This is a genomic window from Ahrensia sp. 13_GOM-1096m (genome assembly GCF_000620605.1).
In the GTDB taxonomy this organism is placed as follows: domain Bacteria; phylum Pseudomonadota; class Alphaproteobacteria; order Rhizobiales; family Rhizobiaceae; genus Ahrensia; species Ahrensia kielensis.
Genome location: NZ_KK211156.1, coordinates 419,147 through 435,028 on the forward strand (window position 1 = coordinate 419,147; position 15,882 = coordinate 435,028).

Here is a 15,882-nt window from a genome sequence, read left to right on the forward strand (position 1 = left end):
GCAATAGAACGAGTGAGATAAAGCTTAAAGAACAATGATAATATATGTGTCAGCGGCCCATAAAATTGGACCGCTGTTATGTGTTAAACGAATCTCTCGATGTTAATCGAGACAAACCTGTTGCCTATCCGTCAATATAGCTTTCAAGCGGCGGGCAGGTGCAGACGAGGTTTCTGTCGCCATAGGCGTTGTCGATGCGGCCGACGGATGGCCAATATTTATCAACCCTAAATGCACCGGCAGGAAAACAGCCAGCTTCACGCGTATAGGGGCGATTCCAATCCGCAATCAGGTCGGCTGTCGTATGTGGTGCGTTTTTCAGAGGGTTGTTTTTCTCATCCATTTCGCCGCTTTCAATTGCAGCGATTTCATTTCGAATAGACAACATTGCTTCACAAAAACGATCAAGCTCGGCTTTTGTTTCGCTTTCGGTTGGCTCAACCATCAATGTACCAGCAACGGGCCAGCTCATTGTTGGTGCATGAAAACCGCTATCAATCAGACGCTTGGCAATGTCTTCGACAGTGACATGGGCGCTATCCGCAAAAGGCCTTGTGTCTAAAATACACTCATGGGCAACACGGCCATTGCGTCCCTTAAAGAGCACGCCAAATGCATCTTCCAAACGCTTGGCGATGTAGTTGGCGTTTAGGATCGCAATTTTGGTTGCTTGTGTTAGTCCGCTGCCGCCCATCATCAAGCAATATGCCCAGCTGATTGGCAGGATTGATGCTGAACCATAACTTGCGCTGGAAACGGCGCCTTCTTCCTGCAAAGGATTGCCTGGCAAGAAGGGTGCTAGATGGCTTTTGACACCAATCGGGCCCATGCCCGGACCACCGCCGCCATGCGGAATACAGAAGGTTTTGTGCAAGTTCAAATGGCTGACATCAGAACCGATCTCGCCCGGCTTTGCCAAGCCGACCATCGCGTTTAAGTTCGCGCCATCTAAATATACCTGTCCGCCGAACTCATGGGTAATGTCGCAAATATCGCGCACTGTTTCTTCAAACACACCGTGAGTTGACGGGTAGGTAATCATACACGCAGCTAAACGATCGCCTGCAAGATTTGCTTTTTGGCGGAAATCCTCAATGTCGATATCGCCGTTTTCAGCTGATTTGACGACAACAACTTCCATGCCTGCCATTTGAGCGGACGCAGGGTTGGTGCCATGTGCAGAAACTGGAATGAGGCAGACATTGCGTTTCTGATCGCCGCGTGAGCGATGGTAAGCGCGAATGGTGAGAAGGCCTGCATATTCGCCCTGCGCGCCTGAGTTTGGCTGCATAGACATCGCGTCATAGCCAGTAATCAAGCATAGCTTGGCCGACAAATCGGTCAGCATTTCATTGTAGCCTTCAACCTGTTCGCTCGGCGCATGAGGGTGAAGGTTGGCAAATTCCGGCCATGTTATCGGCATCATTTCTGCTGCCGAATTAAGCTTCATTGTGCATGAACCAAGCGGTATCATTGCGCGGTCTAGCGCAAGATCACGGTCTGCTAATCTGCGCATGTAACGCATCATTTCCGTTTCGGCACGGTTCATCTGGAAGACCGCATGCTGGAAATAATTAGTTGTTCTGACCAATGTGTCAGGCAGGCAATAATCTGGATCTTTTTCTTCTACGCCATCGGTAATGCCAAAGGCTTGGAGCAGATCGGATAAGGATTCAAGGCGCGTTGTTTCATCAACGGAAATGCCCAGCTTGCTTGTACCAATTTTGCGCAAGTTGATTTTGCGTGCACGCGCAGATTCCAAAATGGCGCCTTGCATAGGACCAACTTCGACACAAATTGTATCAAAGAATTCTTTATGCTCGATCTCAAAGCCATTGGCAGACAATGCTTTTGCAACGCGCGCAGCTTTAAGATGAATAGCTTGAGCAATGGCTTTTAGCCCTTCAGCGCCATGGAACACGGCGTAAAATCCGGCGATGACAGCGAGCAGTGCCTGTGCTGTACACACATTCGATGTCGCTTTTTCGCGGCGGATATGCTGCTCGCGGGTTTGCAGCGAAAGGCGGTAAGCTTGATTGCCTCTTGAATCAATCGACACGCCAACAATACGGCCGGGTAGGGAGCGTTTGTAGCTATCACGGCATGACATATAGGCAGCGTGTGGCCCGCCAAAGCCCATAGGCACGCCAAAGCGCTGGGTTGAGCCAACGGCAATATCTGCGCCCATTGCGCCGGGCTCTTTAAGCAAGGCAAGTGCCATCGGATCAGCAATTACGATGCCGAGCGCTTTTTCGTTATGCAGTGCTTCGATTTGCGATGTGAAATCTTGCAAGCCGCCATTTGTGCCCGGATATTGGAAAATCGCACCAAAAACCGTTGGTGGATCTAATTGGTCAACGGGTCCGACAACAATCTCAATGCCGAGCGGTTCAGCACGGGTTTTCATCACGGCAATATTTTGCGCATGACAGTTTTCATCAACAAAGAATTGTGTGGCTTTTGACTTGGAAACGCGTTGTGCCATCGTCATTGCTTCGGCAGCCGCTGTACCTTCATCCAGCAATGAAGCATTGGCCACATCGAGGCCGGTTAGATCACAAATCATGGTTTGGAAATTCAGCAGGGCTTCAAGACGGCCTTGGCTGATTTCAGGCTGGTAAGGCGTATATGCCGTGTACCATGCAGGGTTTTCCAAAATGTTGCGCTGGATGGCAGGCGGTGTCACCGTGCCGTAATATCCTTGCCCAATCATAGATGTGAAAACATCGTTTTTCTTGGCAACCTGACGCATATGCCACAAAAGGTCTCGTTCCGACAAAGGTTTACCGAAATCGAGCGGCTCTTTTTGGCGAATGCTTTTCGGGACGGTTTGGTCAATCAGTTCGTCGAGGCTATCAACGCCGATGACTTTGAGCATTTCGGCGATTTCAGCGGGGGAAGGGCCAATATGACGCCGATTGGCAAAATCATAAGGCTCGTAATTTGTCGGAACAAAAGACATTTAAAAAGGCTCCGTTAAGCGATCATCGCGTTATAGGCGGTTTCATCCATCAGTGCGTCCATCTCGGATGCGTCTTTCAATTTCATTTTGAAAAACCAGCCATCGCCAAGTGGGTCGCTATTGACGAGCGCAGGATCATCGCCAAGTTTGTCGTTAACTTCGACAATTGTTCCATCCAGTGGCGCAAGAATGTCAGAGGCAACTTTCACACTTTCGATAACGACAACATCATCGCCTTTTGAAACGTCATTATCTGCATCGGGTAATTCGACGAAAACAATGTCGCCGAGCTGTTCTGCTGCATAAGCTGTGATGCCAACAACGACCAGATCGCCTTCTACGCGAAGCCATTCATGTTCTTCTGTGAACTTCATAATTATAATCTCCGAGATTTTTTTAGCGTTTAAAATTTAAAGGTGTGAAAGGCATAGCGCAGATACGCGCTGGCAAGCGTTTGCCGCGCACATCACCAAAGATGATTGCATCGACGTCCGAATGTTCAGCGCTTACATAGCCCATAGATACAGGCCGTTCGACCGTTGGGCCAAAGGCACCGGAAGTGACTTGTCCAATCGGTGTTTCGTCATTTTCATGCGCATAAAGATTTGTGCCTGCACGCATGGGCGCACGCCCTTCGGGCAACAGGCCAATACGTTGCTTTTTCACACCCTTATCAAACTGGGCAAGAATATGCTCGGCACCGGGGAAACCGCCTGCGCGCGCGCCATCCTTGCGCCGTGCTTTCTGGATAGCCCACTGCAATCCAGCTTCAAGCGGTGATGTGGTTTCATCAATATCGTTGCCGTAAAGACATAGGCCAGATTCTAGTCGCAGACTATCGCGTGCACCAAGTCCGATTGGCAGCACATCTTCATGGGCCAGTAATGCTTCTGCGAGCGCTATGGCTTGTTCGTCTTCAACTGAAATTTCAAAACCATCTTCGCCCGTATAACCTGATCGCGAAATCCAAAGCTCACCAAATTTGCTTGGCGAAATACGTACATCCATGAACCGCATTTCGGCGACATCAGGCACAATTGTGCTCAATATGGTTTCGGAAGCAGGGCCCTGTAGAGCCAGAAGAGAGCGGTTGTTGATCGTTTCAACCTTGCATTTAAGGTTGCGCTCCATATGGGCGATGTCGGCATCTTTGCAGCCAGCATTTACAACAACAAACAGGTGGTCGCCTCTGTTGGCGATCATGATATCGTCTAATATGCCGCCTGTTTCATTTGTAAAAAAGCCATAGCGCTGTCTGCCTTCAGGCAGGGTTGCAACATCTACAGGCACAAGGCTTTCGAGCTGCAATGCGGCATCAGGGTTATGTAAGATCACCTGTCCCATATGGCTGACATCAAACAAACCAGCCTTGGCGCGGGTGTGCAAATGTTCTTTCATCACACCAGCGGGGTATTGAACAGGCATGTCATAGCCTGCAAAAGGCACCATTTTGGCACCAAGTTTTAAATGCAATTCATGCAGCGAAGTTGTTTTTAAACTTTCCATCCGGCCCTCTAAAAAAACCGGACTATCCGGCACCACTCATACCGCGGATGCGGATGATGATACCCCCTCTGTCTGTTTGCCTGAGATTGTTATCCCTTCGGCGGGCAATTAGCCTCTCTCCAGAGTCATTGTACTATATTGGTCCATTTGCCTGAGAGTTTCCGGGGTGGTTGCTCCTTCGGCATCGGTAATTCCGATTCTCCCAAAATAGTGAAGTGACGTTACAGTCGATATGAATTTACTGTCAATATGTTTTAGCAATGCAGGCGCGCGCATAATAGTTCTGTCACCAGAATTATAGGCGCATTCTGGCAATTTTCACATGTTTGTCACACGCGATATAGACTTGCCGTCGGTTAGTTCGGCTACTTTCTCGATGATGGAATTCGCATCAATGCCGAAATGTTTGTAAAGGTCACCAATTGTACCCGTCTGGCCAAAATGCTCGACGCCGAGGGGAACGGTCTGATGGCCTTTCACGGAACCAAGCCATGCCAAAGTGGCCGGATGGCCATCGATAACGGTTATGATTTTGCAATGGCTTTGAAGATCACCAAGCAATTTCTCAAGGTGGCTTTGGGCAGACTTGTTGCCGCGCGCGCGGGCGCGCTGTGCAGCCGTCCAACCAGCATTTAAACGGTCTGCCGATGTTACGGCCAAAACGCCGATGTCGCGGCGGCTTTCTGCGATGATACCTGCAGCTTTTATCGCTTCTGGTGCCACAGCGCCTTGATAAGCGATGACGACTTCGCAATTAGGGCCAGGCTTGCGCAGCCAGTATGCACCGTCGATTGCACCTTGGCGGAAGTCTTCGTCCACCCGTTTTCCGGGCTGTTCAATTGGGTTGGTTGTAAGCCGCAGATAGACCGAGCCGCCGGTTTCATCGCGCAGCCATGTGCGCTCATCGGGATCGCCTTCACCATCACGCTGTAGGTAATCGAATGCCCATTGCATGATAACGGCAAGCTCATCGGCAAAAGCTGGTTCAAAGCTTGCAAGACCGTCTTGGCTCATGCCGATAAGCGGTGTTCCAATCGATTGATGGGCGCCGCCTTCTGGCGCAAGCGTTACGCCCGATGGTGTGCCGACGATCATAAACCGCGCATCTTGATAACAGGCATAATTTAGCGCATCGAGGCCGCGCGCCACAAAGGGATCATAGACGGTGCCAATTGGAATGACGCGCTTGCCAAACAGTGAATGGGACAAGCCTGCCGCTCCAAGCAGCAAGAACAAGTTCATTTCAGCAATGCCGAGTTCAATATGCTGGCCTTTTGGGGTGAATTCCCATTTGGCCGTTGAAGGTATTTTCTCATTGATGAATGTATCTGACTGTTCCGTGCGGGCAAAAAGCTTGCGCCGGTTCACCCAAGGACCAAGGTTTGTGGTGCCGGTTACATCCGGTGACATTGTCACGATGCGGGCGGCTAAATCGCTGTCACCTTTTGATAAATCATCAAGGATTTTGCCAAAAGCCATCTGTGTTGAGATTTCACGGTCTGACGATAATTCAATGTTTGGCACGTCAAGAATTTTGTCTGTGTAACGGCGCACGCCCTTGGCAAAGAACGGTGTTTTGTCCAACGCAGTTTGTAGTGCTTTAGGGTCATCGACTGTCGCAAATTTTTCCCACTCTTCGCCTTCTGCCACGCCCATATGGGCTTGCCACTCAGCCATTTGGGTTTTGTTCATCAGGCCGCCATGGTTGTCCTTATGACCAGCAATGGGGGTGCCCCAACCTTTAATCGTGTAGGCAAGAAAACATACAGGGCGGTCATGATCGATAGCGTCAAACGTTTCAGCCATTGTTTGTACGCAATTACCGCCGAGATTTTCCATCAGTTCAGCCAATTGCTGATCTGTGCGCGCCTCGATGAGCGCCGTGACATCGCCCTGATCGCCAAGCGCATCCATAAGACGCTCACGCCAAACTGCGCCGCCCATAAAGGTTAGTGCTGAGTAAAGCTGGTTCGGGCAATTGTCGATCCAATCGCGCAACTTGTCGCCGCCCGGTTCGTTAAATGCTGCACGTTGCAGCGCGCCGTATTTTACTTTGACCACGTCCCAGCCAAAAGCATCAAATATCTGCTCAATGCGCTTGAAAAGCCCTTCGCGCACGACGCCGTCCAGCGATTGGCGGTTATAATCGATGATCCACCACGTATTGCGAAGGTCGTTTTTCCAGCCCTCTTGCAGGGCTTCGTAAATATTGCCTTCATCCAATTCGGCATCGCCAACCAGCGCAATCATACGGCCAAGCGGCACATCTTTGCCCCAGCTTTTTGCTGTGATGTAATCTTGCACAATCGAGGCAAAAGAGGTGATGGCGACACCTAGGCCAACAGACCCCGTGGAAAAATCAACATCGTCGATATCTTTGGTACGGCTCGGATAACTTTGCACGCCTTGAAGCCCGCGAAAGTTTTCCATTTTTTCGCGTGTTTGATTGCCCATCAGATATTGTATGGCGTGAAAGATCGGCGAGGCGTGAGGTTTAACCGCCACACGGTCCTCTGGCCGAAGAGCGCTGAAATATAGCGCCGTCATGATAGACACCATTGACGCGGACGATGCCTGATGCCCGCCAACCTTAATGCCATCTGTTTTGGGGCGGATGTGGTTGGCGTTATGTATCATCCAATGCGACAACCATAATAACCGTTGTTCGATGGTCTTAAGATGAGCTTGGTCAATATGAGGCATGGTGATGCTTTCGGTTACGCTTGGTGTGCTCGAATTTCTACGCTGATTTCAGCCAAACAAATTTAATCCGTCAATTCGTCGACTGGCATATTATGGGCGCCTAATGCAGCCTGCAAATCGTCGATAATATCCTGCGCGCCTTCCAATCCAACGGAGAGGCGTACCAAGCCTTCGGCAATGCCGTGCTCTGCGCGTTCTTCAGGTGTATAGGTGGAATGTGTCATGCTTGCAGGGTGCTGGATAAGGCTTTCTGCATCGCCAAGGCTTACGGCGCGCTGGATGAGGTTTAGCCTGTTCATCACCGCGATACCTGCAGCTTTTCCGCCTTTGACTTCAAACGGTATCATGCCGCCGAAATTAGACATTTGCTTGCAAGCAAGCTCATGCTGCGGAAAGCTTTTAAGGCCGGGGTAAAACACATTTAGAACGGCTGGATGTGCTTCCAATATTTGCGCCACTTTGAATGCCGTCTGGCAATGTCTTTCAACGCGCAGCTCAAGCGTTTTAATGCCGCGCAACAATAACATCGCTGTTAAAGGTGACATCACAGCGCCGGTCATGTCTTTTAAGCCGACAAGTCTGATTTGCGTCATATCTTCCAAGCTGCCGACGATGAGCCCAGCAACGACATCGCCGTGGCCGCTCAAAAACTTGGTGGCAGAATGTAGAACAATGTCTGCGCCGTGCTCAATAGGGCGGGTGATAACCGGTGTGGCGTATGTGTTGTCCACGATTACTTTTGCGCCAACACTGTGTGCGATTTCAGAAATTGCAGCAATATCGACCAGTCGGTTGTTGGGGTTGGCGGGTGTTTCAAAATAAACAAGTTTGGTTTTGTCGCTGATAGCGTCTGCAAGATTGGCAGGCGTGGTCATGTCGACAAGTTTCACTTTGACCCCAAAGCGCGGCAGGCCGTGCGTCATGAATGCAAAAGTGCAGCCATAGAGGGTTTTGTCGATAATGATTTCGTCGCCAGCGGCAAGAAAAGACCAGAGCGTTGACGTGATAGCCCCCATGCCAGAGGCGGTACAAAGTCCGGCTTCTGCGCCTTCAAGATTGGCGATGCGTTGTTCCAAGTGATCCAAGGTCGGATTGGAAATGCGTGAGTAAAAATGGCCTTCTTTTTCACCGGCAAACATCGCGCCGCCTGCCTCTGCACTTTCAAACGTGAATGTAGAGGACATATAGATTGGCGGGTTTAGTGCGCCATGTTCAGATTGAGCGTCATAACCGTGGTGAATGGCGCGTGTTGAGAAGTCTTTATTATTATCGCTCATGGGGTGCCTCTAATTTTGATAAGGGCATTATGTGCTGTCATAAAAGGTGTTTAGTTGTTATTATTGACCGTGTTCACATGAATTTTGGAATATAATGTCAAAAATACCGCAATTAGATGCGCTGGACCGCAAGATTATCAGAGCCTTACAGCGCAATGGCCGCATTACGAATCTTGAATTGGCCGCGGAGGTTAATCTTTCGCCTTCGCCCTGTTTGCGGCGGTTGCGTAATCTGGAAAATAATGGCGCGATTACAGGGTATAGTGTTGACGTAAATACGAAGGCCTATGGCCTGCCTGTGACTGTAATGGTGCGTATCAGCTTGGAAAAACATACTGAAGATGTTGTCGTTCGGTTTGAAGAGCGCATGAAGGCGATTCCAGAAGTACTCGAATGTTTCGTCATGACGGGCCTATCGGATTATTTGCTGCGCGTGGTTGTCAGCGATCTTGAAGATTATGAGCGCTTTGTCAGAGATCGCCTACACCCGATTGGCGGCATCAGCTCTATCGACACAAGCTTTGTCTATGGCGTGGTTAAACGCACGCATGTGTTTCCCGAATTTCATGGGTGAGGCTTTTGGGGCCGTGCGAAGCAACAAGAAGAATAAGACTTAGAATAACCAAGTGATTACAAAGGGGGGGATTCCGTACCTTTGTATCTAGGTTGTTTTTTTTATTGGAGATTAGTTCCCTGTCGGAGCAATCAAAACTCTCTATGTATATGAATAATATATATAATAATTTTTAGTTATTTCATTATACCCCATAATGCACCCCTTTTTGTTCTTGCTGCGTAGGTCAAATTTACTTACCGACAGCGTTACTTAGATATTCAGTCTTCCACAAAAAAACGCGCCCAATTGCTTAAGCCGCGGTAAGACACACAGCAATCCGGAATGCTTATTCATCCAATTAAATTTGGCCACACAAGAGGATCCGAGCTTTCGCTATATTTTTTCTACCGATACACCACTGTCATCCTGCTTTAAAATGAACGCCTTCTGGACACCAAAATTTGGCTGCTTTCATACCTTCCGTTCTTTATTCTAGTCAGACAATCATGCGAAAAACTCTAATCAAAACGGTTCACTTTCTAGCGCTCGCAGCACTGGGGAAAAGTGTGATCCATCGCAAAAGAACGCCCGCGAACCTCTCAACGGTATTTTCTATATTATTCGTACTGGCGTGTAGTGGCGTGACTTGCCGGAGCGATATGACTAGGCTTTTTTTCATTCCGCATCCAGTTCTCGTTTTGGCTATTTTTCGTTCGAAATTTGCAGGTGATATCCCTTCAATGCTGAGTAGCAATTACGGATGTAGTGGAGGTAATTCTCTTTGTGAACAAACTCATTGTCTTTGGTAAGATCAATATCGGACGTTGCAAGGAGATCATCGGGTTTTCATTTCTGAATTCCATTAGGGCCATGGCGAAAGCCCTATACCCTAAACTTTAGAAACTTGCCGGTGTGTAAGTTCACTATGAAGGTCTTTCACGACGAGTTTAGGCCAGAATGCTTAAATTCAAACTTGAATTAGGCCCATGAAAACGTCACGCAAAATACTGAAATTTAGTATTATAAAAAATGGGGTTCGTCCGCATTTTGTATTTGGTTCTACCATACCGATAGCATTAAATGCAGATGAGATAAGTGATTGACTATCAAATTGACGGACAGAAAGTCCCACCTGCAGCGCACTAAACAAGTGCTCAAAGCTCGCGCAATTTATAGGCCACCTCTGTCCTGTTCGTTGCGCTCAGTTTTTTCATTATACTTCTAATATGCACTTTAACTGTGCTCTCACACAAATTGAGATCATACGCGATTATTTTGTTCGCTTTGCCACGGCGCAACGCATCAGCGACTTCTGCTTCACGCGGTGTGAAAATGTTGCCCAATCCGCAAGTATCTTTGATAGCAGCTTCAATCAGGTCGCCTGCGGCCAGTAGCCCTGAAGCGGGAAGAAACACGCCGCCTGCGCGCGCTAAGCTTATTGCCTCGATAGCGACATCAATGCCTACACTGCTGGGAATAAAGCCTCGTGCACCATGTTGTAGCGCTCTGAGCATTTGCCCAAGTTCTTCTTTATCGGAGACGATAATTAACGGACTCTTCGGAAGTTTGTGAACTAACTCTGCAATCATTTCGTAATTTTTAGCTTCGTCGATTGATGAACTGCCGATGACAAAAACTACGGCTGAAGGAACGTCGCCTGCATACTCAAGTATCCATTCGTTCAGGCTTGCAGCAGTAACATATTCTATTTCGGGTTTATTTGCTTTTAAGCTGCGCGCAAGACAATCGCGGTCTAATGCGCGATGATCAATCAGTAAAACGTAACCATCGAATGGTTTATTCTCGGGGGCCAGATTGGGTGAATCAACGACAATATTTCTACGCTTGAAATTTGCAGATTCTTTAAATTCTCTTGTTGCATCTGTTGCATCTGTTGCAATTGATTTCATTATTATTACCCCCGTTACTATTCAATCTTGAACTCCGATATTTTCATTTTACTTATTTTTTTCTTACTGCTTGGATTTAAAAGAAACTAAATTATCTGATTTTAAGGAAAAACTCCAACTTAAGTTGCGGTAAACTTAATTCTCGCCTCCCGAATTATTTAGCATTTTTAACTATTACGCATTAACCTAAGTTAACTTTATGTTAAGTAACTGTATGCGCCTTTTCAATATTACAAAACGCAATTTGATTGTTCTCATACCAAATTGTCTCATTTTGGTACGTCGAATTCTGTAATAGTTTTCTGTTGAAATTTATGCTCTATCTCATGATTTGAGATAACGATAATCAAACCCGGATATGTGCACGAGCTGCTCAATATCAAGGAGTTTGACAAGTCCGTGATGCATGTCTGCAAGTTTGCGAATACGCAATTCCTTGAGAATTCGGTTTACATGTACGCTGGTTAATCCAAGCGCATCACCAATATCTGCTTGCTTCAGGGGACACTTAAATGATCCTGCTTTACCATCAATAGACACGCCCGATCGCATGCTAAGCTCAAGCAGTAATTGCGACAAGCGTTCAAGTGCGCCGACCCGTCCCGCCATTGCCATACGTTCCACAACGCGTGCATAGCGTCGCCGAATTGACGAAGCCAATAATTGAGTTAGATCGTGATTACAAGTCGAGTTTAGAGCCGTGTCTTCGTACAATATTGCAAGAATAACGTCATTTGAAGCCGTAACAATCTCATTGGTATTGGTACTATGCCAAGTGCTTGTGATATCGCCTGGTAGAACGAAGTCTATTATTGTTCGACGCCCGTCCATTTGAAACTTTGCGCATAGTCCCCAACCGTGAACTGGCACAGCAGCAAACTGATGCTTATATTCCAATTTGAAAAACTCTGCTCCGCTAGGTACAAATTTTGTCTTACATTGGAAGTTTTTACTTATTCCTTCGGATGGAATGTCGCCAATTGACCTAAGCAATACCTCACCCGTGTAATCATGGATTTGAATTGGCTTAACCATAGATCCTCTCCCCCAAAATTGAGATTAATTTATCATTTAATCAAAAATAATGCATCTACCCCAAAGGAAGTACCGAGAATCGTCAGCTTTTTAGGTCGTCAATTAGCTTTTTTATGCCAGCAATACTCTTATTTTTAAGGTGCGGGCGTACTTCGTGGTCACAGCCTTCTTTGAGAAGTCGATCAACCTTTGATATAATTTCTTTTGAGGAGGCTTTGCTCTCAATGAAGTATTTTCTGCGTTCGCTGAAATCAAAAAATGCTTCGACTTTATTGTCCCATCCTAACCCAAATGTTGGAATGTCAAGTGCGTGGGCAGCTATACAAGCGTGTAGCCGGTGAGCGATGACTACATCAGCAATTGCAATTATTTCAAGCAGATCAAAAGGGTTTTTCGGTCTGTTGGTGACATTCACATTGCTACTGTTGATGAGATCACTAATCACGCCAGTATTGGCGATCTTTTCTAACAATTTATAATCTTCTCGTGCACCATTGCAGAATAAATAGATTCTGTAACCGCGCTTAACCAAGCCTGCGATAAGCGAAATATAATTGCTTACGGATTGAAATACGTTTGTAGAAAGCGGATCGCTTGAGTGCCGCACTAAAATCAATGGGTCGGTTATGCAGAGACCAATTATAGGGCGGTAAGTTCGGGTTTTGCTGCTCGAAATCTTCTTTTTTTGCGTCGTAGGCCATGACACGCTCAATGCTGGATCGGGCAAAATGAGGGCATCTTGCGAATCCGGAAAGTGATTTTTCCAAGCTGTCTGTGCTAATTTATCTCGAACAGAGCAGTGTACAAGGTCTACATTTTTGATAGCATCGAAAAGAGCTTGAGCTTGGGTCGACCAATTAGCGGTTACACCAACAGCATATATAGCTAATGGCTTTTTATAGTATAGAACTGCATCTATGACGGCTGCTATTTTTGTGGGAAAATTCAAATCATCGTCTTGAAAAAGATTTCCGCCACCAATTATTACAGCATCGGCGTTTGAAATTTCGTCGTACCATTTCGCTTTCAGGGTACGCACTTTACTTGCAACCAAATAACGCACAACACGCTGTCTAATATTGTTCGGCAGATGCGCTAACACTCTTAGCAGTAAGTGCCTATACTTATTTGTTTCGCCATAATTTACGCGCCCGGCAAGATCAAATGTCTGTAACTCTACGCTTGGGAGAAAATCGCGAATTTGATTCTCCAAGCAGGTTGCTAGTAAACCATCACCAATATTCTCACTAAATTTTACGTTGAATATTGCCAGTTTCATGAGCTTCTTTTGCTCTGACTATGTGTGGTATTTAACAATTGTGCATTCGTTAAGGTGGCCGAAAAATTTGGTACCTTAGTCGGGGTAGAAATTGGGTATGTGCAATATGCTGCGCAAATTCCGCCGGCAAAGTAGAACAGTAAGCCTAAGTCATAGACTGTTCCGGAGATAAAGCTTGTTAGAAGAACTGAAATAAAACCGGCTTTAGTGGCGCGTGTAACACGCGCTTGATCTAGTTCAATTTCCGTTGTTGCTTCGGACCACGCTGATTTGGAGAAAATGATGGATGCAGCAAATATTGTGAACAGAGCCGTACCAACGATTCCGATGTTAGATAGAAGTACCAACAGGTAACTGGAAGCGCGGGCACTGCCAAGACCTGCACCAAAGCCGTAGGTATCGAGAAAAGTTTGATAAGCCGACGCGTTCCACTGTAAGCGTTCCATCCCAGATCGGCTTTGTGCTTTAGAAAATAGGATTTCCTCCAGAAATGTAATGACTTCATCTGCTATTGAAGGGGCAAGAGTGGGAGTGATGATAATTGCGATCACAGGCAAACATGCGAATATCGCAATGAAAATCTGCCTGCCTCGATTAGGATGCTGAAGTGAGGTTGTGAGTGAGCGGCATCCAAGAAAGAAAGTGATTGCAGAAATACCAACAAGCGCCGTTGCCGATGTGGAAAGCAAAAGCGTGAGGAAAAGCGAGAAAGCGATTGGACCAGCATAGCGGTTGGGTGAGCGGTCTAGCCAGAAGCTGGTAGCGATAGCAAATAGTGCTAGCGTGTAGTTTGCAAATGCAGATGCTTCCGAGAATGTACCGGATATACGCTTGAGGCCACCCTTTTCAGAACCCGTTAGAAATCTATAATTGGCAGATCTGATAGAATCCATCAGATATTCGGTGCCTGTGTAGAATGTTATGACATCGATAGCCGCAAATAAAATGTTGATGCTGCCTACGATGAGGAGGATTTTAGTCATCTCTTTTGGCGATGCATGTTGCCTCCCATACGCAAAAGCGAAAACAAAACAAATTAGCCCGCCAAGGGCGTAAACTGATTGTGTAATGTTATTGGACGTGGGGCGCAGATCTATTAAAGAAAGAAAATTGCGATCTCCCACGGAACGGGTGACAGATATGGTTTCAGTCATTCCCGCAAACAATTTTGGTAAAAATAATGCGGTTACAATGCCGAATAAAGTCAAGAGCAAAAGCCAGAAACCAGGTCGCCACGCTATCATTGCAGCGAATACGGGCCCTTCGCCGCTCGCCCTGAAAATGCGCAAAGCAAAGAATATCAGAAATAGATTCGGAACGAGAATGGATGCGCCGCCCAATGCAGGCAAACTGATAGCTGCCGCCGCCCCGAATATTGTTGCCAGTACCATAAATAGGGCAGTCCAATATACCGATGCGCTGAATAGCGACATTCCAATACCGGCTGCTACAATTCCCATTAATTCCAGATTCATCACGATCCCTTTGTGAGTATCTAAAACCAATTTGTAACATTTAGCTGTTGGTCTGTATGTCCGTCCTTCGCTAACCCTTTAGTGGTAGGCACGGATCGATTGCATATATTTAATTGTGTTCCAGTTGGCGTATCCTTATCTCATGCAACAACATTATTGGTCTCGGCAGATATGGCGTATGCGGGGCGCGTCTGGGCGCAGGCGTAGTTTATTGACCATAGTAATGTTGTTTTCGGTAACTTTCTGGATGCCGCTTCACACAACAACCTTAAAAGCAAATACCGAAGATAAATTTAAGGCATTGCCGGAGGATGAGCTAGATTTTGATGAAATGAGAATGAGCTTTGATGAGCCATTCAACACATTAGATGTATCAGCTTGGGGCCCCAATACACGCTGGATTGCACACACACCGTGGTCCGGAGATTTTGGTGGCGCGGCGTTTGCTGATCCTGAAGACGGTTTTCCGTTCACAATAGAAGATGGTCAATTGCGCATTGAAGCTACCATGGATGTGTCAAGAAAATGGCGCTCCGGTCTACTGGCCTCCACTGACTCGGATGGCAATGGTTTTTCACAGCAATATGGTTATTTCGAAATACGCGCACGCTTACCTGTTGGTGCAGGTGTTTGGCCTGCATTTTGGCTCATAGGTATTGATCGCAGCAAGTACACGGCGGAAGTTGATGTGCTGGAATATTATGGTGACAAGCCGGACGGTTATTCGACCGTCGTGCATGTTTGGCATCGCGATGGCGAACATTATTCCGACTATGACCGCATTCAAGTTTTCCCAGAATATGACCCGACCGAATACAACACATATGGTGTTAAAATCGATCAGTCATTTATCCGTATCTACTTCAACCGTCAGATGGTGTGGCGCACACCGACGCCTGAAGAACACTATCAACCGATGTATATGCTTTTGAATTTAGCGCTTATTGATAACGCGACTAAAGACGGTACGCCCAACCCGTCTTTCATGTTTGTGGACTATGTAAAGGCGTTTACATTGTCTCAGGATTAGTTCGCTGACATTGGTTGCATGGCGATGTAGACACCTAATCCTTTTGGCCATAGGTGTTCTAACACTTGCAGCGAAATAACGCGTATTGCGTTCATTATCTATCCGTTTGGCTAGGTTCGGCCAACGCCGATTAGCCCTAAGATCATCTG

At 47.0% G+C, this 15,882-nt stretch carries 12 protein-coding genes and 1 riboswitch; of the genes, 3 read left to right on the top strand and 9 right to left on the bottom strand.

Annotation, left to right across the window (positions count from 1 at the left end):
• Positions 1-124: 124 nt before the first annotated feature.
• The 5 genes from gcvP to N530_RS0115845 form a co-directional block, all read right to left on the bottom strand.
• Positions 125-2,962, bottom strand: coding sequence for an aminomethyl-transferring glycine dehydrogenase (gene gcvP, locus N530_RS0115825; protein ID WP_026481507.1), 2,838 nt, complete (start codon positions 2,960-2,962; stop codon positions 125-127).
• A gap of 14 nt (positions 2,963-2,976) precedes the next feature.
• Positions 2,977-3,339, bottom strand: coding sequence for a glycine cleavage system protein GcvH (gcvH, locus tag N530_RS0115830; protein ID WP_211097933.1), 363 nt, complete (start codon positions 3,337-3,339; stop codon positions 2,977-2,979).
• A 19-nt stretch (positions 3,340-3,358) separates the two neighbouring features.
• A complete protein-coding gene (gene gcvT, locus N530_RS0115835; protein ID WP_026481508.1) occupies positions 3,359-4,468 on the bottom strand; it encodes a glycine cleavage system aminomethyltransferase GcvT in 1,110 nt (369 codons plus the stop codon).
• Positions 4,469-4,597: 129 nt separating this feature from the next.
• Positions 4,598-4,683: riboswitch (glycine riboswitch) on the bottom strand.
• Between the two features lie 103 nt (positions 4,684-4,786).
• Positions 4,787-7,171 (bottom strand): 1-deoxy-D-xylulose-5-phosphate synthase N-terminal domain-containing protein, encoded by a 2,385-nt coding sequence (locus tag N530_RS0115840; RefSeq protein ID WP_026481509.1) that lies wholly within the window; start codon positions 7,169-7,171, stop codon positions 4,787-4,789.
• 62 nt (positions 7,172-7,233) lie between these two features.
• The gene (locus N530_RS0115845) at positions 7,234-8,448 is read right to left on the bottom strand and encodes a methionine gamma-lyase (protein WP_026481510.1); all 1,215 of its coding nucleotides are present in this window, start codon (positions 8,446-8,448) and stop codon (positions 7,234-7,236) included.
• Positions 8,449-8,542: 94 nt separating this feature from the next.
• On the opposite strand from N530_RS0115845, the gene N530_RS0115850 reads away from it, so the two are divergent.
• Complete coding sequence (locus tag N530_RS0115850) at positions 8,543-9,022, top strand: Lrp/AsnC family transcriptional regulator (RefSeq protein ID WP_026481511.1); 480 nt, start codon at positions 8,543-8,545, stop codon at positions 9,020-9,022.
• Positions 9,023-10,158: 1,136 nt separating this feature from the next.
• Here N530_RS0115850 and N530_RS0115855 read toward each other — a convergent pair.
• The 4 genes from N530_RS0115855 to N530_RS18365 all read right to left on the bottom strand — a co-directional run bounded on the left by N530_RS0115855 (position 10,159) and on the right by N530_RS18365 (position 14,211).
• Complete coding sequence (locus N530_RS0115855) at positions 10,159-10,914, bottom strand: response regulator transcription factor (protein WP_026481512.1); 756 nt, start codon at positions 10,912-10,914, stop codon at positions 10,159-10,161.
• Positions 10,915-11,238: 324 nt separating this feature from the next.
• On the bottom strand, positions 11,239-11,949 hold the full coding sequence (locus N530_RS18750; protein ID WP_051541009.1) for a Crp/Fnr family transcriptional regulator: 711 nt from the start codon (positions 11,947-11,949) through the stop codon (positions 11,239-11,241).
• An 82-nt stretch (positions 11,950-12,031) separates the two neighbouring features.
• Positions 12,032-13,228 carry a polysaccharide pyruvyl transferase family protein gene (locus tag N530_RS0115865; RefSeq protein ID WP_026481513.1) on the bottom strand — a complete coding sequence of 399 codons (1,197 nt, stop codon included), beginning with the start codon at positions 13,226-13,228 and terminating at the stop codon, positions 12,032-12,034.
• On the bottom strand, positions 13,225-14,211 hold the full coding sequence (locus N530_RS18365) for a hypothetical protein (protein WP_155852021.1): 987 nt from the start codon (positions 14,209-14,211) through the stop codon (positions 13,225-13,227). The genes N530_RS0115865 and N530_RS18365 overlap by 4 nt, the downstream gene beginning before the upstream one ends.
• 157 nt (positions 14,212-14,368) lie before the next feature.
• On the opposite strand from N530_RS18365, the gene N530_RS19125 reads away from it, so the two are divergent.
• Positions 14,369-14,719, top strand: coding sequence for a hypothetical protein (locus tag N530_RS19125; protein ID WP_155852022.1), 351 nt, complete (start codon positions 14,369-14,371; stop codon positions 14,717-14,719).
• Between the two features lie 195 nt (positions 14,720-14,914).
• Complete coding sequence (locus N530_RS0115875) at positions 14,915-15,733, top strand: glycoside hydrolase family 16 protein (RefSeq protein WP_202899093.1); 819 nt, start codon at positions 14,915-14,917, stop codon at positions 15,731-15,733.
• Positions 15,734-15,882 lie beyond the last annotated feature (149 nt).

Bases quoted from the DNA above. Each gene is read 5' to 3' on its own strand.
- N530_RS19125 (WP_155852022.1), top strand. From the start codon at position 14,369: ATGGTTTCAGTCATTCCCGCAAACAATTTTGGTAAAAATAATGCGGTT.
- N530_RS0115840 (WP_026481509.1), bottom strand. From the start codon at position 7,171: ATGCCTCATATTGACCAAGCTCATCTTAAGACCATCGAACAACGGTTA.
- N530_RS0115865 (WP_026481513.1), bottom strand. From the start codon at position 13,228: ATGAAACTGGCAATATTCAACGTAAAATTTAGTGAGAATATTGGTGAT.
- N530_RS0115855 (WP_026481512.1), bottom strand. From the start codon at position 10,914: ATGAAATCAATTGCAACAGATGCAACAGATGCAACAAGAGAATTTAAA.
- N530_RS18365 (WP_155852021.1), bottom strand. From the start codon at position 14,211: ATGACTAAAATCCTCCTCATCGTAGGCAGCATCAACATTTTATTTGCG.
- gcvP (WP_026481507.1), bottom strand. From the start codon at position 2,962: ATGTCTTTTGTTCCGACAAATTACGAGCCTTATGATTTTGCCAATCGG.
- N530_RS0115845 (WP_026481510.1), bottom strand. From the start codon at position 8,448: ATGAGCGATAATAATAAAGACTTCTCAACACGCGCCATTCACCACGGT.
- N530_RS18750 (WP_051541009.1), bottom strand. From the start codon at position 11,949: ATGGTTAAGCCAATTCAAATCCATGATTACACGGGTGAGGTATTGCTT.
- gcvT (WP_026481508.1), bottom strand. From the start codon at position 4,468: ATGGAAAGTTTAAAAACAACTTCGCTGCATGAATTGCATTTAAAACTT.
- N530_RS0115850 (WP_026481511.1), top strand. From the start codon at position 8,543: ATGTCAAAAATACCGCAATTAGATGCGCTGGACCGCAAGATTATCAGA.